Source organism: Flavobacterium amnicola (assembly GCF_004122165.1).
Classification (GTDB): Bacteria; Bacteroidota; Bacteroidia; order Flavobacteriales; family Flavobacteriaceae; genus Flavobacterium; species Flavobacterium amnicola.
Genome location: NZ_SBKO01000004.1, coordinates 120,302 through 139,722 on the forward strand (window position 1 = coordinate 120,302; position 19,421 = coordinate 139,722).

Annotated in this window: 21 protein-coding genes; 3 read left to right on the forward strand and 18 right to left on the reverse strand. The window is 34.8% G+C overall.

Going from position 1 to position 19,421, the window contains the following annotated elements; all coding sequences use genetic code 11:
- Positions 1 to 17 precede the first annotated feature (17 nt).
- The 5 genes from EQG63_RS09930 to recR form a co-directional block, all read right to left on the reverse strand.
- The gene (locus tag EQG63_RS09930; RefSeq protein ID WP_129436221.1) at positions 18 to 1,289 is read right to left on the reverse strand and encodes a nucleotide sugar dehydrogenase; all 1,272 of its coding nucleotides are present in this window, start codon (positions 1,287 to 1,289) and stop codon (positions 18 to 20) included.
- Positions 1,286 to 2,284 (reverse strand): SDR family oxidoreductase, encoded by a 999-nt coding sequence (locus EQG63_RS09935; RefSeq protein ID WP_164974497.1) that lies wholly within the window; start codon positions 2,282 to 2,284, stop codon positions 1,286 to 1,288. The genes EQG63_RS09930 and EQG63_RS09935 overlap by 4 nt, the downstream gene beginning before the upstream one ends.
- Positions 2,256 to 4,730: a polysaccharide biosynthesis tyrosine autokinase gene (locus EQG63_RS09940; RefSeq protein ID WP_129436222.1), complete on the reverse strand. Its 2,475-nt coding sequence runs from the start codon at positions 4,728 to 4,730 to the stop codon at positions 2,256 to 2,258. The genes EQG63_RS09935 and EQG63_RS09940 overlap by 29 nt, the downstream gene beginning before the upstream one ends.
- A gap of 8 nt (positions 4,731 to 4,738) precedes the next feature.
- The gene (locus EQG63_RS09945; protein ID WP_129436223.1) at positions 4,739 to 5,524 is read right to left on the reverse strand and encodes a polysaccharide biosynthesis/export family protein; all 786 of its coding nucleotides are present in this window, start codon (positions 5,522 to 5,524) and stop codon (positions 4,739 to 4,741) included.
- Between the two features lie 73 nt (positions 5,525 to 5,597).
- Entirely contained in the window at positions 5,598 to 6,218 is a 621-nt protein-coding gene (recR, locus tag EQG63_RS09950) for a recombination mediator RecR (protein WP_129436224.1), read from the reverse strand.
- Positions 6,219 to 6,304: 86 nt separating this feature from the next.
- On the opposite strand from recR, the gene EQG63_RS09955 reads away from it, so the two are divergent.
- Positions 6,305 to 7,801: a sodium:solute symporter gene (locus EQG63_RS09955; protein ID WP_129436225.1), complete on the forward strand. Its 1,497-nt coding sequence runs from the start codon at positions 6,305 to 6,307 to the stop codon at positions 7,799 to 7,801.
- A gap of 114 nt (positions 7,802 to 7,915) precedes the next feature.
- On the opposite strand, the gene EQG63_RS09960 is transcribed toward EQG63_RS09955, so the two are convergent.
- Positions 7,916 to 8,281 (reverse strand): CoA-binding protein, encoded by a 366-nt coding sequence (locus EQG63_RS09960; protein WP_129436226.1) that lies wholly within the window; start codon positions 8,279 to 8,281, stop codon positions 7,916 to 7,918.
- 115 nt (positions 8,282 to 8,396) lie between these two features.
- On the opposite strand from EQG63_RS09960, the gene EQG63_RS09965 reads away from it, so the two are divergent.
- On the forward strand, positions 8,397 to 9,032 hold the full coding sequence (locus EQG63_RS09965) for a MarC family NAAT transporter (protein ID WP_129436227.1): 636 nt from the start codon (positions 8,397 to 8,399) through the stop codon (positions 9,030 to 9,032).
- Between the two features lie 48 nt (positions 9,033 to 9,080).
- Here the strand turns inward: EQG63_RS09965 and ctlX are convergent, their stop codons facing one another.
- The 3 genes from ctlX to EQG63_RS09980 form a co-directional block, all read right to left on the reverse strand.
- Positions 9,081 to 10,016 carry a citrulline utilization hydrolase CtlX gene (gene ctlX / locus EQG63_RS09970; RefSeq protein ID WP_129436228.1) on the reverse strand — a complete coding sequence of 312 codons (936 nt, stop codon included), beginning with the start codon at positions 10,014 to 10,016 and terminating at the stop codon, positions 9,081 to 9,083.
- 1 nt (position 10,017) lies between these two features.
- Positions 10,018 to 10,974 carry an arginase gene (locus tag EQG63_RS09975; protein ID WP_129436229.1) on the reverse strand — a complete coding sequence of 319 codons (957 nt, stop codon included), beginning with the start codon at positions 10,972 to 10,974 and terminating at the stop codon, positions 10,018 to 10,020.
- A gap of 114 nt (positions 10,975 to 11,088) precedes the next feature.
- Positions 11,089 to 12,372 (reverse strand): citrate synthase, encoded by a 1,284-nt coding sequence (locus EQG63_RS09980; RefSeq protein WP_129436230.1) that lies wholly within the window; start codon positions 12,370 to 12,372, stop codon positions 11,089 to 11,091.
- 304 nt (positions 12,373 to 12,676) lie between these two features.
- On the opposite strand from EQG63_RS09980, the gene EQG63_RS09985 reads away from it, so the two are divergent.
- Entirely contained in the window at positions 12,677 to 13,366 is a 690-nt protein-coding gene (locus EQG63_RS09985) for a hypothetical protein (RefSeq protein ID WP_129436231.1), read from the forward strand.
- 53 nt (positions 13,367 to 13,419) lie between these two features.
- Here EQG63_RS09985 and eno read toward each other — a convergent pair whose 3' ends face one another.
- From eno to infA, 9 genes are all read right to left on the reverse strand, one after another.
- Positions 13,420 to 14,712, reverse strand: coding sequence for a phosphopyruvate hydratase (eno, locus tag EQG63_RS09990; protein ID WP_129436232.1), 1,293 nt, complete (start codon positions 14,710 to 14,712; stop codon positions 13,420 to 13,422).
- A 106-nt stretch (positions 14,713 to 14,818) separates the two neighbouring features.
- The gene (carA, locus tag EQG63_RS09995; protein ID WP_129436233.1) at positions 14,819 to 15,928 is read right to left on the reverse strand and encodes a glutamine-hydrolyzing carbamoyl-phosphate synthase small subunit; all 1,110 of its coding nucleotides are present in this window, start codon (positions 15,926 to 15,928) and stop codon (positions 14,819 to 14,821) included.
- 86 nt (positions 15,929 to 16,014) lie between these two features.
- Positions 16,015 to 16,503 (reverse strand): 50S ribosomal protein L17, encoded by a 489-nt coding sequence (gene rplQ / locus EQG63_RS10000; protein ID WP_129436234.1) that lies wholly within the window; start codon positions 16,501 to 16,503, stop codon positions 16,015 to 16,017.
- A 63-nt stretch (positions 16,504 to 16,566) separates the two neighbouring features.
- Positions 16,567 to 17,559 (reverse strand): DNA-directed RNA polymerase subunit alpha, encoded by a 993-nt coding sequence (locus tag EQG63_RS10005; RefSeq protein ID WP_129436235.1) that lies wholly within the window; start codon positions 17,557 to 17,559, stop codon positions 16,567 to 16,569.
- A gap of 22 nt (positions 17,560 to 17,581) precedes the next feature.
- Positions 17,582 to 18,187, reverse strand: coding sequence for a 30S ribosomal protein S4 (rpsD, locus tag EQG63_RS10010; RefSeq protein ID WP_129436236.1), 606 nt, complete (start codon positions 18,185 to 18,187; stop codon positions 17,582 to 17,584).
- A 123-nt stretch (positions 18,188 to 18,310) separates the two neighbouring features.
- The gene (gene rpsK, locus EQG63_RS10015; RefSeq protein WP_129436237.1) at positions 18,311 to 18,694 is read right to left on the reverse strand and encodes a 30S ribosomal protein S11; all 384 of its coding nucleotides are present in this window, start codon (positions 18,692 to 18,694) and stop codon (positions 18,311 to 18,313) included.
- A gap of 11 nt (positions 18,695 to 18,705) precedes the next feature.
- On the reverse strand, positions 18,706 to 19,080 hold the full coding sequence (rpsM, locus tag EQG63_RS10020; protein ID WP_129436238.1) for a 30S ribosomal protein S13: 375 nt from the start codon (positions 19,078 to 19,080) through the stop codon (positions 18,706 to 18,708).
- Between the two features lie 2 nt (positions 19,081 to 19,082).
- Entirely contained in the window at positions 19,083 to 19,199 is a 117-nt protein-coding gene (gene ykgO, locus EQG63_RS10025; protein ID WP_002987490.1) for a type B 50S ribosomal protein L36, read from the reverse strand.
- 6 nt (positions 19,200 to 19,205) lie between these two features.
- Entirely contained in the window at positions 19,206 to 19,421 is a 216-nt protein-coding gene (gene infA, locus EQG63_RS10030; RefSeq protein ID WP_007136545.1) for a translation initiation factor IF-1, read from the reverse strand.

Below are 19,421 nucleotides of genomic sequence, written 5' to 3' on the forward strand. Positions count from 1 at the left end.
TTTAACGAATTGCAAATTTACAATTTTCCATCGACTTGGCTTCCTAAAACTCCTTTTACGTCGTATAAAATTGCATTTTTTTTCTTTAATGATTCAAAATCCAAATTGATAAATTCCTTGTGAGCAACTCCTAAAACAATAGCATCGAATTTAGCATTTGGTATTTTATTTACAGCTTCAAGATCGTATTCATGTTTCACTTCTGCTACATTTACCCAAGGATCGTAAATAGTAACAGTTACACCATATTCTTTTAGTGAAGCAATTACATCTACTATTTTGGTATTACGAACATCTGGGCAATTTTCTTTAAAAGCAATGCCAAGCATTAAAATTTCGGCGTTATTAACCGTAATACCCTTTTTTATCATCAATTTAACCACTTGAGAAGCAACATACTCTCCCATACTATCATTGAGGCGTCTGCCTGCTAATATTATTTCAGGATGATACCCCATTTCTTGCGCTTTTTGCGCCAAATAATAAGGATCAACCCCAATACAATGTCCGCCAACAAGACCGGGTTTGAACGGTAAAAAATTCCATTTAGTCCCCGCCGCCTCTAGTACATCACTAGTATCGATATCAAGTACATTGAAAATTTTAGCCAATTCATTCACAAAAGCGATATTAATATCTCGCTGCGAATTTTCAATCACTTTTGCGGCTTCAGCCACCTTAATTGTGGGAGCAAGATGTGTTCCTGCCGTAATCACCGATTTATATAAATCGTCTACTTTTCTTCCTATTTCAGGAGTGGAACCGGAGGTTACTTTAAGAATTTTTTCAACTGTGTGCTCTTTATCTCCAGGATTAATTCGTTCAGGCGAATATCCAGCAAAGAAATCCACATTAAATTTTAGTCCACTTATTTTTTCTAAAACAGGCACACATTCTTCTTCAGTCACACCAGGATAAACGGTTGATTCATAGATTACAATATCTCCTTTTTTCAACACTTTCCCTACGGTTTCACTCGATTTGTATAAAGGATTTAAATCGGGTTTATTATTTTTATCAACAGGAGTTGGCACCGTAACTACATAATAGTTACAATCTTTGATATCATCTAAAGAAGTCGAGCAAAACAATCCCGTTTCCTTCGAATGAGAAGATTTCAAAACGGATTTCAATAACTCTTCGCTGATTTCTAATGTAAAATCTTTACCTTGATTTAGTTCGTTTACTCGATTTTGATTAATATCAAACCCAACCACATTATATTTGGTTGCAAACAATCTAGCTAGAGGCAAACCCACATAACCCAATCCTATAACTCCTATTTTCATTTTTCTTTTTCCAAATTTTCCCAATACCACTTAACTGCTTCTTTCAAACCTTCTTGAAGTGAAAATTGAGGAGTATAACCCAATATTTTTTTACCTTTTTCTATACTAGCCAAAGAATGCGGGATATCTCCTGCTCTGTTTGGGCCATACATTATTTTTACCTCTGCAATTTTAGCATTATAATTTGATAATTCGGATTGCAAACAATGAATTAGTTGATTTAATGTTGTTCTATCTCCATAAGCCGTATTAAAAACTGTATTTATAGCTTCAGGATTTTGAGTCAACATAGCCAACTCGTTCATTTGAATGACATTATCAATATAAGTAAAATCCCTTGAATAATTACCGTCACCGTTAATCACGGGACTTTCATATTTCATTAACTGCATCACAAACTTTGGAATTACGGCAGCATAGGCACCATTTGGATCTTGATTTCTTCCAAACACATTAAAATAACGCAATCCAATTGTTTCTATTCCATAAGTTCTACCAAATATTTCAGCATACAACTCATTTACATATTTAGTAATAGCGTAGGGTGATAAAGGTTTCCCTATTTTATCTTCCACTTTAGGTAGTGCTTCCGAATCGCCATAAGTAGACGAACTGGCAGCATACACAAAACGTTTTACGCCAGCTTCTTTAGAGGCCTGCAACATATTCAAAAATCCGGTAACGTTAACTTCATTAGAAGTAATGGGATCTTTAATAGATCTTGGAACCGAACCTAAAGCTGCTTGATGCAATACATAATCAATTCCAACAAGGGCACTGACACAGGTATCGTAATGACGAATATCTCCTTCTATTAATTTAAAATTTGGATTAGAAAGATTATGTTCTATATTTTTTCTATGGCCTGTTGCAAAATTATCCAAACAAACCACTTCATACTCTTTTGATAAAAAATAGTCACAGAGATTAGAACCTATAAATCCTGCACCTCCTGTAATTAATATTTTATTTTTTTCGACCATCTCTAATACCATTCCAGATTTTTTTAATAAATCTTCCAATTGTCATTCCCGAATCGTCTACATCATGATAGCCGTTGGCATAACTACCATAACCATAGCCATAACCATAACCGTAGCCGTAACCATATTTTGCTTTATTTTCAAATCCGTTAAAAAGAATACTAATATTATTTAATTCGCCTCTTTTGTGCTTATTATTTACTAGAGAAAGCATTTCTTTTTTAGTTACATTTTGGCGTACCACATAAATGGTCGCGTCACAATATGGAGTAAGCTCGAGTGCATCGGCCACTAATCCTACTGGAGGTGTATCCAAAATGATGTAATCGTATTTGGTCTTTAATTCTTCAATCATTTCCTTCATACTATCTCCCATAATTAATTCGGCAGGGTTTGGCGGAATGGGTCCTGACGGAATAACATCTAAAAACGGAATATGAGTTTTTGAAATAATTTCATCCAATGACTTTTGACCAATCAGGTAATTTACCACTCCTACTTCATTATTAATTTCAAAATCTTGAAATATCTTAGGTTTTCGTAAATCCAAACCAACAATAACAGTTCTTTTTTCACTTAATGCAAAAACCGTTGCAATATTCATCGAACAGAATGTTTTACCTTCTCCACTGATTGACGAGGTAAGCATAAGCGTTTTTGTCCCAGTTTGTTTTTGTTGTTTGTATAAAAATTGCAATGAAGAACGAACGGCTCTGAAACTTTCAGCCAAAGCCGATTTAGGTTTTTCAAATACAGCTAGGTTATTTTTAGTATTCTTTTTACCAACTACTCCTAAAATTGGAATTTTGGTCATTTTTACGATATCGTCTGTATTTTTAATGGTACTATCAACAATTGTTACCGCAAAAACCATTGCAAGAGGAATTAACAATCCTAAAAACAATGCTAACACATAATTTACGTTTGTTTTTGGACCTAACAATCCGCCACCAGTATCTTTTGCTGGATCTATAAATTGTATATCAGAAAGGTTGGCTGCTTTAACAATATCAGCTTCACTTCTTTTTTCAAGAAAACTATTATAGATACTTTTATTTAAATCGTACTTTCGATTGATTTTCACTAATTCCTGCTGTTGTTCAGGAAGCCTCCTAATATTACCTTCTATTTGTGCAATTTTTCTGTTTACGACCCCTAAATCATTTTGAATAACTGCTTTTGCAGAAGCAATATTTTCAATTAAGACTTTTTTCAACGCATCCATTTGTGCGTCAAAATCTTTAAATTTTTTATCGTTTTTCAAGGTGTAGGCTAATTCCGAACGTTCGGTAGACAAAGCGGTCAGTTTCCCTACATTCGTGAGGATATTGGGATCGTCTATTCCCGCCACTGATGGAGCAGGAAGCTTCGAAAAATCGACACTATTTACTAAATAAGATCGTAGCGTATTGTAATAGGAAATTTTTCGGTTCAATAAATCCTTTTCTAAATCGAGATTGGAAACTTGGTCCGTATATTTCCCACCCCCCATTTCAACTTCAAAAATATTTTTACCCTTGCTAAAATCTTTTAATTCGTCTTCGGTATTTTTCAATTGCCCTTCCATAGCAATCAAGGTGCTATCTATAAATGCAATGGTATTGGTTGCAAATTGATTTTTAGCCTGCAGTTGCCTCTTAATTAAATAATTAACTGTTCCATTAAGGTAATCAACCATTCTAGCCTTGTTGGTACCTTCCAATTTTAAATCAAGAATTGCAGAGGCTCTGGCATCGTTTACGATATCTAAATTTTTAAAAGTATTAACTATTCCATTGAAATTAGCAAAGCGAATAAGATGAGAGGAACCTTCATAATAACCAGGGTTTTTTGTCAATTGCAATTTGAAATGCAAAAATGGCAAAGCCACTTGTTGACCAATTCTATATTGCTTTTTAAACAACCCAATTGGTACTAGACAAGTACTGGCAGTTTCAGTTTGATAATTATACAATGGCGCCGATTCACTTTCGAAATCGATACTCATTTCATAAACGGTTGGACTAATAAATTTGATAGTAATCAAATAGCCTTCCAATTGCGGCATATTGGTATTGGGATGTATCACAAAAGGAACTGCACCATATGCATCCTCAATATTATATTTCCCTTGACGCAAATATTCAATATAAAATTTTAAATCTTTAACCACCATTTCGTTATGCGAACGTGATTTTATTGTAGTCATTAAGGTTTGTACTTGATCGGAAGTTCCACCCCAATTAAAAACCAAACTAGTATTGGAAGTAAAAAAAGGATTATTTTCCTCTTTAAAAGCAATTGTAGTATTAACTCCCCAAATTTTTTGCTTACGAACATTGACCTGATAAGCAATTGTAAATGCAATAATTAAGCTTATTAAAAACCATGGCCAATGACCCAAAATTTTTGTAAAAAAAGCTTTAAAGTCGAAGTTATTTTGGGCTTCGAAAAATGAAAAATCTTTTGTATCAAGCATTTAATTGATTATCTATTGATTAACAAATAAGTTGTAATCACCAAAGTTAATGCACTCAATATGGTGGTAAACGATTGCAGGCCATTGGTTCCAAACCCCCAAGTCTTCTGTTTTATGGGTTTTACATAAATGTAATCGTTGGGTTGAATATAATAGTAAGGCGATTTTAAAATTGCCGCGCTGGTTAAATCTACCGAATACATTTCGGTACCGTGTGGCAGTTGCCTAACAATGACAACATCTTTTCGATCGCCAGTAATTGTTACATCACCACTATTGGCTATAGCTTCTAATATCGTTACTTTTTCTTGTAATATTGATTTTGTCCCTGGCGAAACAATCTCACCGTTTATGGTATATCGTAATCCTGCCAATTTTGCAATAACAAAAATATCAGCCTCTTTATTAAAATAGTCTGACAATAATTGCTTTTCAATTTTAACCCTAATTTCATCAAGTGTAAGTCCTAAAACAGCAACTTCTCCCAAAACAGGGATTCTAACATTCCCATGATCATCAACAGTGTATCCATCAAAATACAAACCATCTGCCGAAGTTGGACTTGCACCCGTTGTGGAAACATTAAACATTTCGACTAACTTTTGATCTAAGGCTTTTATCTTAATAGAAATAACATCATTCGACTGAACTCTATAGGGTTTTTGACTGGTTTGTTCTACTGAGCCTTGCTCTTTTTTTGAATCTCCTTGCAGATAAACGATATCTTTATGACTAATGCACGATGTCATTAACATCAAATAAAGAACACACAAGAAACTATATATTTTATACATTTTTAAGACTAATTTGGGAAACAAATATAGTTTTTCATTTTTAATTATAAAACCTTAAACCTAATAAATTCAATCAATTGCTTTTTAAAGAATTCTCAAATGGAATTCGGTTTACAATACTTCTTCCTAAAGTAACTTCATCAGCATATTCTAATTCGTCACCAACTGAAATTCCTCTAGCTATCGTTGATGTTTTTATATCAAAATCTTTTAGTTGCTTGTAAATATAAAAATTGGTGGTATCGCCTTCCATTGTTGAGCTTAACGCGAATATAATTTCTTCTACTTCGCTCATTTTTACTTTATCCACCAAAGTTGCGATATTCAACTGACTTGGTCCTACCCCATCAATGGGAGAAATTTTCCCTCCAAGGACGTGATAAATCCCTCGAAATTGCCCCGTATTTTCAATAGCCATGACATCGCGAATGTCTTCCACAACGCAAATAATGTTGTGATTTCTGTTTTGATTTGAGCAAATTTCACAAACCTCAACATCGGAAATATTATGACAGGACTTGCAAAACTTAATTTCTTCCCGCATTTGCAACAAAGACTTTGCTAAAAAATCAGTTTGTTCCAAAGGTTGTTTTAACAAATGAAGTAGTAATCGCAATGCCGTACGCTTGCCTATTCCGGGCAATTGGGCCATTTCATTTACGGCACGTTCTAATAATTTTGAAGAAAAATCCATACGGCAAAAGTAGTTAATTTGAAAATTACTTAATTTGAAAATTTGAAGATTATTTATGTAAATTGGCACCATAAAAACGAAAACCCATGACGCCATTTGCCATTTTAACGCTAATCATCATTTATTTTGGATTATTATTTTTCATTTCTCATGTCATGAGTAAAAATGACAGTGGAAATGACGCTTTTTTTAAAGCCAATAAAAATTCAAAATGGTACTTGGTTGCTTTCGGGATGATTGGAACAGCACTTTCAGGTGTGACTTTTATTTCGGTACCGGGCGAAGTTGGAAATCCTGATTTACAGTTTAAATATTTTCAGTTCGTATTGGGAAATGCCATTGGTTTTATCGTAGTAGCAACGGTTTTACTTCCTTTGTATTACCGTATGAACTTAACTTCCATCTATGGATACATCGAGCAACGATTAGGAAAGACCAGTTATAAAACAGCCGCTTCAATTTTCTTAATCAGTCGTACTATTGGTTCGGCTTTTCGATTGTATTTGGTTGTGATTGTTTTGCAACGTTATGTGTTTGATTATTACGGAATCCCTTTTACCGTTACCGTTTTCCTATCACTTTTATTGATTTTTGCTTATACTTACAAAGGAGGATTAAAAACCATTATTATCACTGATACTTTACAAACTTTCTTTTTGGTTTCCTCTGTATTTTTAACCATTTTCTTTATTTGCAAAAGTCTTGATTTGGGGGTAATACAAGCATTTGAAACCGTAAAGGAAAGCAACTATTCTAAAATTTTCTTTTTTGACGACTTTTTAAAAGGGAATTATTTTTGGAAACAAATTTTGGGTGGAATATTCGTAACTATTGCGATGGTTGGTCTTGATCAAGATTTAATGCAGAAAAATTTAAGTTGTGCCAATATTGGCGAAGCCCAAAAAAACATGTTCACTTTTACGGGAATCTTTGTGATCATAAATATATTTTTCTTGAGTGTTGGAGCTTTATTGTATATGTATGCTGAGAAAAACGGAATTTCAGTTCCTATGGTGGATGATGTGGCACGAACCGACTTTTTATTCCCAGAAATAGCCTTAAAATCGTTGGGTTTAATTCCCGCTATTGTTTTTTTATTGGGATTAACCGCAGCCACATTTGCCACAACTGATTCGGCTTTAACAGCCTTGACCACATCTTTTTGTGTCGACTTTTTAGGAATGGAAAAAAGTGAAAACATTAACAATCCGAACATTGTTAAAACAAGACACCTGGTTCACATTGGCTTTTCCTTTTTAATGTTTTTAGTGATTGTGTTTTTTAATGCTGTAAATGATGCATCGGTAGTGAAAATGATTTTTAAAATCGCATCGTATACTTACGGTCCACTTTTAGGTTTGTACGCTTTTGGATTGTTTATGAAAACCAAAACGGTGAACGACAAACTGGTGCCGTTTATTTGTTTGATTTCGCCAATAATATGTTATTTTATTTCGACTTATTCTGCAGAATGGTTAGGAGGCTATACGATTGCGGAAGAATTAATCATCATCAACGGATTGATTACTTTTATTGGGTTATTGTGTATTAGTAAGCCAGCGACGGGAGAAACCAGATTCTAAATAGCCCCGATAGCAATGGAAATCCTGTCTTTGCGAAAACCGAATGCTCTTTGTGAGATTACAACGTTCCTCGCAATGACAGATTGAAATGGATAGCGGGATTAGCTCCTCATTTTAATACTGATTAGTAGCCAACAACACCAAGGTACAAGCGACTTCTACTTTAATTCCGTTGGCTTTTAGCAACTGATAAAACTCAGGATTTTCGGTACCCGGATTAAAAATCACTCGTTTGGGTTTGGTTTCCAAAATGTAGTTATAATAGTCGCGTTGACGTGTTGGATTAAGATACAACGTCACGGTATTGATATTAGAAAGCGGAATTTGCTTCGTATTGATTTTAATTCCAGCTACTTCCCCCGTATTTTGACCAATTGCAATTACCGAATGCCCTTTTTCAACTAGATTAGTAACCGCCATAAAAGCATAACGATCTGGTTTTGTGGAAGCACCCAGTACTACCGTTTTTTTATTGTTCATTTTGTATTTATTTTTTACAAAAGTACTCAAAATTGTAGCTTTAGGTAAATTTATCTATATTTAACATTTTAATAAATTTTATAGCATTTCAAACCAATAATTTTGTAAAAAAACCATGGATTTATTCTTTTACATTTTCGCCGCCTTATTCTCTGTATTAAACCCGATTGGTGCCATTCCGGTCTTTGTGGGATTAACACAAGACTATACCAAACCTGAGTTAAATAAAACCGCATTATGGACCGCCATCAATGTGTTTATTATATTAGTAGTTTCTTATTTTATTGGTGAATATGTACTGCGTTTTTTCGGAATTAGTTTGGAAGCCTTGCGAATCGCTGGTGGTCTTATTATTGCGAATTCTGGTTTTGGATTACTTTCTGGGAAAGTCAAAAAACGCAAAGGAATTAATAAAAAAGTAGAAAGCGAAGCGCAAGAAAAACAAGCTATCGCCTTAACACCTTTAGCCATGCCTTTATTGGCAGGACCGGGTTCCATTTCATTATTAATTGCTTTTTATCAAGAACACAACAATATAGCTGCTATAAGTATTGCCATTGGCGCCATTTTGGCGGTGGCACTTTCGATTTATTTAGTATTAAATAGCGCACATTATTTAGTGAAATACCTTGGAGAATCCGGAATTGTAGCGATCTCAAGAATTGTTGGTTTCTTTGTCATTGCCATTGGAATTCAGTATATCGTAAATGCCGTATTAAAAATTATTGAAGTCAGTCACATTTTAAAATAAAAAAAATCCGAGTAGTACTCGGATTTTTTGTTTTAGTTCATTTGCCTTTTATTCGTTAGGCAAAAATATTTCAGCCATCATACAACGAGCACTTCCGCCCCCACAGGCTTCAATAGTGTCTAATGAAGCATGCAAAATCGTCACATGTTCTTCCAGTTGTGCAATTTGTTTTTTAGTTAAACTGCTATAAGCAGAAGAGCTCATTACCAAATACCTTCTATCGTCGGCACCTTTAACTTCCAACATATTTCCGGCAAAGTTATTCACTTGTTCTTCTGTGATCAGAATTACTTCTTTATCATCGCCACGCAAACTATCCAAGACCATTTTGCGTTCTTTTTTATCATCGATACTATCGGCACAAATCACTGCAAAAGTTTCTCCAATGGTCATCATGACATTGGTATGGTAAATCAATTTACGCTCTCCATGTACGGTTTGAAACGCTTCAAAAATAACGGGCGTAAATTCGAAATCTTCACAAAACTCGATAAACAATTCCTCATCGGCTCGAGAAGACAAAGCGCAATAGGCTTTCCCGTTTTGTCGGTCTAAAACGATACTTCCTGTACCTTCCAAAAAGATATTATCGTCTTCTGCCGAAGTATAATCGACTACATTTTCAATAACGAATCCTTTTTCTTCTAATAAATCTAAAATTTCTTCGCGACGTTCCAATCTTCTGTTTTCGGCAAACATAGGATACAAAGCCACATCGCCATTCTCATGAAACGAAATCCAATTGTTTGGAAAAACACTGTCGGGAGTATCCGAATCTTTCGAATCATCAACAACCGTAACTTCTACTCCAACCGACCTTAATTTTTCTACAAAAGCATCAAATTCTTGTTGGGCTTTGGCATTTACAGTAGCTGGCAATAATCCGTCAAGTACTTTTTGGTAGTAATTATTAACAGACGTTTGCTCATTCATACGGAAAGCTACCGGACGAATCATCAAGATTGCATTGGTGGTTTGATTCATTTTATTTGTTTTTTATTGCATTGGTTACCGCTTCAAGAATATCAAGGGTGACTTCTGCCATGGTGTTTTCTTTTTCGTCAAGACACGGATTTACTTCCACAATTTCGACACAAATGGTTTTAGGAAGTGTTGACATGGCTACCATTAATTCCTTCGCTTCTTGTGGTGTAATTCCATTTGGCACCGGAGTTCCCGTTCCATGTGAGGTTAAATTCGGATCCATTGAATCGACATCGAAAGTTACGTAAATAATATCACAATCTTTTAGTCTTTCTTGGATTCCGTCTACAATGGCTTGCACTCCTTTTGTTCTGACATCCTGCACGGTAAACCACTTCATTCCGAATTGATTGATGACCGCTTCTTCCTGCTCTTCTGTATCGCGAACGGCTACATAAACCACATCATCAGGATGAATTTTTTGAAGGGTATTCCCCACATTTTTCAATTGATTCCATAACGTTTCCGTTTCCGAATCGATATCGTTAATCTTACACTCTAGATTGTCAATATTCATCACCGAAGCCAAAGGCATTCCGTGCATATTTCCAGATGGCGTGGTATAAGGCGTATGGATATCAGCATGTGCATCAATCCAAACCGCACCCAATCGTTTATCAGGGAAAGCCGATTTGATTCCGGCAATCGTTCCACCCGCAGAACCGTGATCGGCGGCTAAAATAATTGGAAAAGTATTTCCTTTTAAAAGGGTAATCATTTTGGCATTCAGCTCTTCGTAAATGGCAAGCAATCCGTCAATTCGTTTGGCAAACGGAAAATTGGTTTGTTTATCTAGATATCCATTTACATTTTGAATTTTATCGATGGCATTTTCACCAAAAATAAAACTCCCTCTTTTTCTTGCAGCTGTTATAATGGCATCTGGCCCCAAAGATGCACCACGTGTCCCTGCTGTAATTTCTGATTTATTAATTAAAAAAGTAACATTTGTACTCATAAATTGTTGATTTGATGCTATAGTTTAAAAACTATTTGATCGTTTAGTTTGTTCACAAATATAAAAAAAAAGCCTCTCTAAAAGAGAAGCTTTCTTGGTATTTAATTTTTGAAATTATCTTTTGTCCATTGGCGCAAAATCACGTAACGGATGTCCAGTATAAACTTGACGTGGACGACCGATTGGCTCTTTGTTAACACGCATTTCTTTCCATTGTGCGATCCAACCCGGAAGACGACCAATTGCGAATAATACCGTAAACATATCGGTTGGAATTCCTAAAGCACGGTAAATAATTCCCGAGTAGAAATCTACGTTTGGATATAATTTTCTTTCTACGAAATAAGGATCAACCAACGCCGATTCTTCTAATTTTTTAGCAATTGCCAAAATTGGATCGTTTACTCCTAGTTCTGCTAATACTTCATCGGCTGCTTTTTTGATGATTTTAGCACGCGGATCGAAGTTTTTGTATACTCGGTGTCCGAATCCCATCAAACGGAACTCGTCATTTTTGTCTTTTGCTTTTGCTAAGTACTTATCGGCATCACCACCATCTTTTTGAATCGCTTCTAACATTTCAAGTACCGCTTGGTTAGCACCACCGTGAAGTGGTCCCCAAAGCGCAGAAACTCCGGCTGAAATTGAAGCAAACAATCCAGCATGAGAAGAACCTACCATTCTAACAGTTGAAGTCGAACAGTTTTGCTCGTGATCGGCATGAAGGATAAATAATTTATCCAACGCCGCAACAACAGTTGGATTGATTTTGTATGGTCCTGTAGGTAATTCAAACATCAAACGCATGAAGTTTTCTACATAGCCTTTGGTGTTGTCATAATAATTTAATGGGTATCCCATCGATTTTCTGTAGGTCCAAGTTGCTAATACCAAGAATTTACCCATGGTTTTGCAAATAGCCTCATACATTTCTTTTTCGTTTTCAACGTTTACCACTTTTGGATTAAACGCTGTTAACGCACTTGTTAACGAAGACAACACTCCCATTGGATGGGCTGTTTTTGGAAAACCATCAATGATGTTTTTCATTTCTTCATTTACTAAAGTATATTTTCGAATATTGGTTTCGAAGTGTTCTAGTTGTGCTTTAGTAGGTAATTCACCAAAAATTACTAAATACGATACTTCAAGAAAATCTGCTTTATCCGCTAAATCTTCAATAGAATATCCACGGTAACGAAGAATTCCTTCCTCACCATCTAAAAAAGTAATATCACTTTTACAAACGCCTGAATTCTTGTATCCTGGATCGTAAGTAATGGCTCCTGATAAATCTCTTAATTTACTAATATCGATAGCGGTTTCGTTCTCACTTCCAACCATTACTGGAAGTTCATACTTGTTGCCATCAATTTCTACTATTGCTGTTTTTGACATAATATAACTTGGGATTTAATCTAAAATATATAATTTAACAAATCTATGAAATTATGTATTAAATAAAAAAGTTTTACTGAAACGTTTTCGTTAAATCTTTGATAAAAAACAAAAATCTTCTTGAAACTTCGCCAAGTTTTTTCATTAGGTCATAAATTTACATTTACTACTTTAAAGACATTTGCAATTCTATTTCCAAAAAGAAAGACAATTCACTTATTTTGAAGCTAATACATATAAATATGTTAATTTTGTACTACAATATTTATTCCTTTGGTTGTATTCTGACCAATGATTTGCCGACATGAATATTTTAAAATCACATCTTAGGTTGTACTTTATTTTTGGAATTTTGTATTTCCTATCCACTTTTATGGATTGGACGTATACCTCCTATTTTGCAAAACCTTTATTCATCGGCGCAATTAGTTTTTATTATATAGAAGAAAGCAGGAAAAATATCAATTATTACAACTGTATTATTTTAATCTTCTTTCTCATATCGGGAGTAATCAACTTATTGGAAGGCTTTGACTATTTTGTTTATGTTTTATTTTTCAATTTTCTAGCTTACTGTATGTTGCTGCTACAATTAATCAAAGAATTAAGGCATAAAAAACTATACATCATTGATAAAGAGAATTACACCTCCATTTTGTTAACCTTCATTTTCCTAGCGTGTATACTGTATATATCTTCACTTATTGTTTTTGACAGTTCCTTTGAGTTGTACAAAGTGATTTTAGTGTACGATGCCATTTTAATTACTTTTGTGTTTAGTGCTGCTTATGCCTATTTAGCCAAACCCAATCAAAAAAACACCTATTTAATAATTTATGCTTTAATCACCATCATGTGTGAGCTTTTTTATGGTATTTACTATTATTATTACAAATTAGATTTCCTTAGGTTTACGAGTATCTTTTGTTATATCCTTTCTTTTTATTTTTTAATACACTACTTTTTAAAAGAGAACGATACAATTTTGGAATAAAAAAACACCCGTTAATTTAAAACTAACGGGTGTCATTATTTATTCAATGAATATTATTTCACTTTAAAAGCATTTTTACCAGGAAAATAGGCAACATCAGCTAATTCTTCTTCAATGCGTAATAATTGATTGTATTTAGCCATACGATCCGAGCGAGAAGCCGAACCTGTTTTGATTTGTCCACAGTTTAAAGCTACGGCTAAATCGGCAATTGTGTTGTCTTCTGTTTCTCCCGAACGGTGTGACATTACCGAAGTATACCCAGCGTTGTGTGCCATATTTACCGCTGCAATGGTTTCAGTTAAGGTACCAATTTGATTTACTTTTACTAAAATGGAATTGGCAATCCCTTCCTTAATTCCGCGAGACAATCTGTCAACATTAGTTACGAATAAATCATCACCCACTAATTGCACTTTATTTCCGATTTTTTCTGTCAAATATTTCCATCCTTTCCAATCGTCTTCATACATTCCGTCTTCAATGGAAACAATTGGATATTTTGCTGCTAATTCTGCCAAATAATCGGCTTGTTCTTCTGACGTTCTGATTTTTCCTCCAGCGCCTTCAAATTTTGTGTAATCGTATTTTCCATCTACATAGAATTCCGAAGCTGCACAATCTAAAGCAATCATAATGTCATCGCCAAAAGTGTAACCCGCATTCGTAACCGCTAATTTGATAGAATCTAAAGCATCTTCTGTTCCACCTGCTAAATTCGGAGCAAAACCACCTTCATCCCCTACAGCCGTAGAAAGATTTCTATCGTGTAACACTTTCTTTAAATTGTGAAAAATCTCTGTTCCCATTTGCATCGCGTGCGTAAATGACGTAGCCTTAACCGGCATAATCATAAACTCTTGAAAAGCAATTGGCGCATCAGAATGCGAACCACCATTGATAATATTCATCATGGGTACCGGTAAGGTATTGGCAGAAACACCTCCAATATATCGGTACAAAGGCAATCCTAACTCGTTTGCTGCTGCTTTAGCTACCGCTAAAGAAACCCCTAAAATAGCGTTAGCACCCAATTTCGATTTGTTTGGCGTTCCATCCAAATCAATCATGGTTTTATCAATTAAATTTTGTTCAAAAACTGAAGTTCCCAATAATTCTTCAGCAATTAAAGTATTTACGTTTTCAACTGCTTTTAACACTCCTTTACCCATGAAAGCTTTCCCGCCGTCACGTAATTCTACCGCTTCGTGCTCCCCCGTTGAAGCTCCAGATGGTACCGCTGCACGGCCTAAAATTCCGTTATCCGTTACTACATCCACTTCAATGGTTGGGTTTCCTCTTGAATCAAGAATTTGTCTTGCGTGTATTTTAATTATTATGCTCATTTCTATATTAGATTTAAGATTTTTATAAATTTTGAATTGCAACAAATTTACCTATTCCATTTAAATGTAAACAGACAAAAATGTAATTGTTATTAACGATAACGTTTTAGTTTTTCGCCGATTTGATATTTTCTACAAATTGATCAAACAAATAAGAGGAATCGTGTGGTCCTGGACTTGCTTCTGGATGGTATTGTACCGAAAAACAGTTTTTAGATTTCATTCGCATCCCTGCTACAGTACCGTCGTTTAAATGTTCGTGTGTAATTTCCAATTCGTGATGTTGGTCTAATTCTTCTCTATTTACAGCAAAACCGTGATTTTGAGAGGTAATCTCCCCTTTACCAGAAATTAGATTTTTCACCGGATGATTAATGCCGCGGTGACCATTAAACATTTTATAAGTAGAAACGCCATTCGCCAAAGCAATAACTTGGTGTCCTAAACAAATTCCGAATAATGGATGGTTGTTCGCAATAATTTCTTTTGCTACTGAAATAGCACTTTCTAAAGGGTCTGGATCACCAGGTCCGTTAGACAAGAAATAGCCATCTGGATTGAATGCTTTTAATTCTTCATATTTGGCATCAAAAGGGAATACTTTTATATAACAATCTCTTTTGGCTAAATTTCTAAGAATATTGGTTTTGATTCCCAAATCTAAAGCAGAAATTTTATGAGTAGCGTTTTCATTTCCAAAGAAATAAGGTTGTTTGGTAGATACTTTTGAAGCCAACTCCAATCCTTTCATATCGGGTACTTGAGCCAATTGTTTTTTCAATTCTTCCACAGAAGTTCCATCAGTAGAAATCACTGCATTTTGCGCTCCGTTATCACGAATATAACTTACAAGCGCACGGGTATCGACATCAGAAATACAAACCAAATTCTGTTTTTGAAAATAATCAAACAAGTTACTTTCAGAATCAGGGCGGGAATGATTGACTGAGAAGTTTTTACAAACCAAACCTGAAATCATGATTTTGTCCGATTCTACTTCCTCTGCGTTTACTCCGTAATTTCCGATGTGCGCATTGGTCGCCACCATGATTTGTCCGAAATAAGAAGGATCGGTAAAAATTTCTTGATAGCCTGTAGTTCCGGTATTGAAGCAAACCTCTCCGAAAGTAGTTCCGCTAATTCCAATAGATTTCCCGTGAAAAATGGTACCGTCAGCTAGTAGTAATATAGCTTGTTGTTTTGTTGTGTGTTGCATTGTTATTTTTAGTTTGGCAAATTTATTCAAAAAAAAAGGATAAACTCAAAAAGTTTATCCTTAATATTTATGAAGCAAGATTCATATTATTCTGCAGCGTCAGTAGATTCTTCAGAAGTTGCTGCTGGAGCTTCAGGAGCTGCCTCAGCTTTTTTAGCTTTTCCACCACGACGGCTTTTAGCTTTTTTCTCTTCTTTTTTACCTCCGTTGTATAATTCGTTGAAATCTACTAATTCGATCATTGCCATATCCGCATTATCTCCTAAACGATTTCCTAACTTGATGATACGAGTGTAACCTCCTGGACGATCACCAACTTTAGCCGCTACGTCTCTGAATAAATCAGTTACCGCATATTTGCTGCGTAAGTAAGCGAAAACGATACGACGGTTGTGAGTAGTATCTTCTTTTGATTTTGTAATAAGCGGCTCAACAAATTGTTTAAGTGCTTTAGCTTTAGCAACAGTGGTGTTGATACGTTTGTGCTCGATAAGAGAACAAGCCATATTCGCTAACATAGCTTTTCTATGTCCCGTTTGTCTGCTTAAGTGGTTGAATTTTTTTCCGTGTCTCATGACGTATTTGTTTAAACCTTCATCTTGCTACAATCCGCTTTGGAGAGCAAAATATGAAGTAATTTATTCTTTATCTAATTTGTATTTTGCTAAGTCCATTCCGAATGTTAAATTCTTGTTGGCTACTAATTCATCAAGCTCTGTTAATGATTTTTTACCGAAGTTACGGAACTTCATTAAGTCATTTTTATTGAACGATACTAAGTCACCTAATGTATCAACTTCAGCTGCTTTTAAGCAATTTAAGGCTCTTACTGATAAATCCATATCGACAAGCTTAGTTTTAAGCAATTGTCTCATATGCAATGATTCTTCGTCGTAAGACTCTGTTTGAGCTATTTCATCAGCTTCCAAAGTAATTCTCTCATCAGAGAATAACATAAAATGGTGAATTAATACTTTTGCAGCTTCAGTTAAGGCATCTTTAGGATGAATTGATCCATCAGTTTTGATTTCGAAAACTAATTTTTCATAATCCGTTTTTTGCTCTACACGGAAGTTTTCAATTGCATACTTCACATTCTTTACCGGAGTAAAGATTGAGTCTGTAAAGATAGTACCGATTGCAGCATTTTGTTTTTTGTTTTCCTCAGCAGGAACATAACCACGACCTTTCTCGATAGTCATTTCCATGTTAAGGTTTACTTTACTGTCAAGATTACAAATAACCAATTCTGGGTTTAACACTTGAAATCCAGAAATGAATTTTTGGAAATCACCAGCGGTAATTTGATCTTTTCCTGTCAATGAAATAGAAACTGATTCGTTATCGATATCTTCAATTTGACGTTTTAAACGTACTTGCTTTAAGTTAAGGATAATTTCAGTTACGTCTTCCACCACTCCAGAAATAGTAGAGAATTCGTGATCTACACCATCAATTCTGATAGATGTAATCGCGTATCCCTCAAGAGCAGAAAGTAAAACTCTTCTAAGTGCATTACCAACAGTCAATCCGTATCCCGGTTCTAAAGGTCTGAATTCAAACTTACCTTCAAAATCGTTAGAATCGATCATGATAACTTTATCGGGCTTCTGAAAATTAAATATTGCCATAAATTTCGACTGATGTCAATTATTATTTGTTGTACAATTCGACGATTAGTTGTTCTTTAATGTTCTCCGGAATTTGAAGTCTTTGTGGAACAGATACGAAAGTACCTTCTTTAGTATCATTATTCCAAGTAATCCACTCATAAACGTGAGAAGATGCAGCTAAAGAACGTTCGATAGCTTCTAAAGATTTAGATTTTTCACGAACAGCAACTTTGTCACCAGGTTTTAAATGGTAAGAAGGAACGTTAACCACTTCACCATTTACAGTAATATGTCTGTGAGATACAATTTGTCTAGCAGCTCTTCTTGATGGTGCTACACCCATTCTGAAAACAACGTTGTCTAAACGTGCTTCACATAATTGTAAAAGGATTTCACCAGTTACACCTTTAGAAGCTGCTGCTTTTTCGAATAAGTTTCTGAATTGTTTTTCTAAAATTCCATAAGAATATTTAGCTTTTTGCTTTTCCATTAACTGGATTGCATATTCAGATTTTTTACCTCTTTTTTTTGCCATCCCGTGTTGACCAGGAGGGTAATTTCTTCTTTCGAATGATTTGTCATCACCGAAGATTGCTTCGCCAAATTTACGAGCAATTCTTGTACTTGGACCAGTATATCTTGCCATTTTAAAAAATTGTTTAAGGTTGAGATTATGAATTCAGGTCTAATAAATCCTTCGTAATCTTAAGCCAACCTAGTTATACTTAAAAATTAAATTATAAAGATGTTGAAATAAATTCAACAAACATTACACTCTACGTCTTTTAGGAGGACGACATCCGTTGTGTGGCATTGGAGTAACGTCAATGATTTCTGTTACTTCAATTCCTGAGTTGTGGATAGAACGGATAGCAGATTCTCTACCGTTTCCTGGTCCTTTTACAAAAACTTTTACTTTTTTAAGACCAGCCTCTAACGCAACTTTTGAACAATCTTCAGCGGCCATTTGAGCTGCATACGGAGTATTCTTTTTAGAACCTCTGAAGCCCATTTTACCAGCTGATGACCAAGAAACAACTTCACCTTTTTTGTTGGTTAACGAAATGATGATGTTGTTAAAAGTTGCACTAATATGAGCTTCACCAGTTGACTCAACTACAACTTTACGTTTTTTTGTATTTGCCTTCGCCATATTACTACTTATTATTTAGTTGCTTTTTTCTTGTTAGCAACAGTTTTTCTTTTACCTTTTCTAGTTCTAGAATTGTTTTTAGTTCTTTGACCTCTTAAAGGAAGACCTGATCTGTGACGGATACCTCTGTAGCATCCGATATCCATTAAACGTTTGATGTTTAATGAAGTTTCAGAACGTAATTCTCCTTCAATTTTATAGTATGATACCGCGTCACGGATTGCTCCGATTTCGTCATCATTCCAATCTTGAACTTTTTTGTCTTGACTTACTTGAGCTTTTTCTAAAATCTCAATAGCTCTGCTTTTTCCAATTCCGAAGATATAAGTTAAAGCGATAACTCCTCTTTTGTTTTTAGGTATATCTACCCCTGCTATTCTTGCCATAATTATCCTTGTCTTTGTTTAAATCTAGGATTCTTTTTGTTAATAACGTATAATCTTCCTTTTCTGCGAACGATAATGCACTCGGCACTACGTTTCTTTACTGATGCTCTTACTTTCATATTAGTTTAGTATCTATAAGTAATTCTTGCTTTTGACAAATCGTATGGGCTCATTTCTAGTTTCACTTTATCACCAGGTAATAATTTGATGTAATGCATACGCATTTTTCCAGAGATGTGAGCAATTACGATATGCCCGTTTTCTAATTCAACACGGAACATTGCATTTGATAATGCTTCAATGATTGATCCGTCTTGTTCTATTGCTGATTGTTTTGCCAT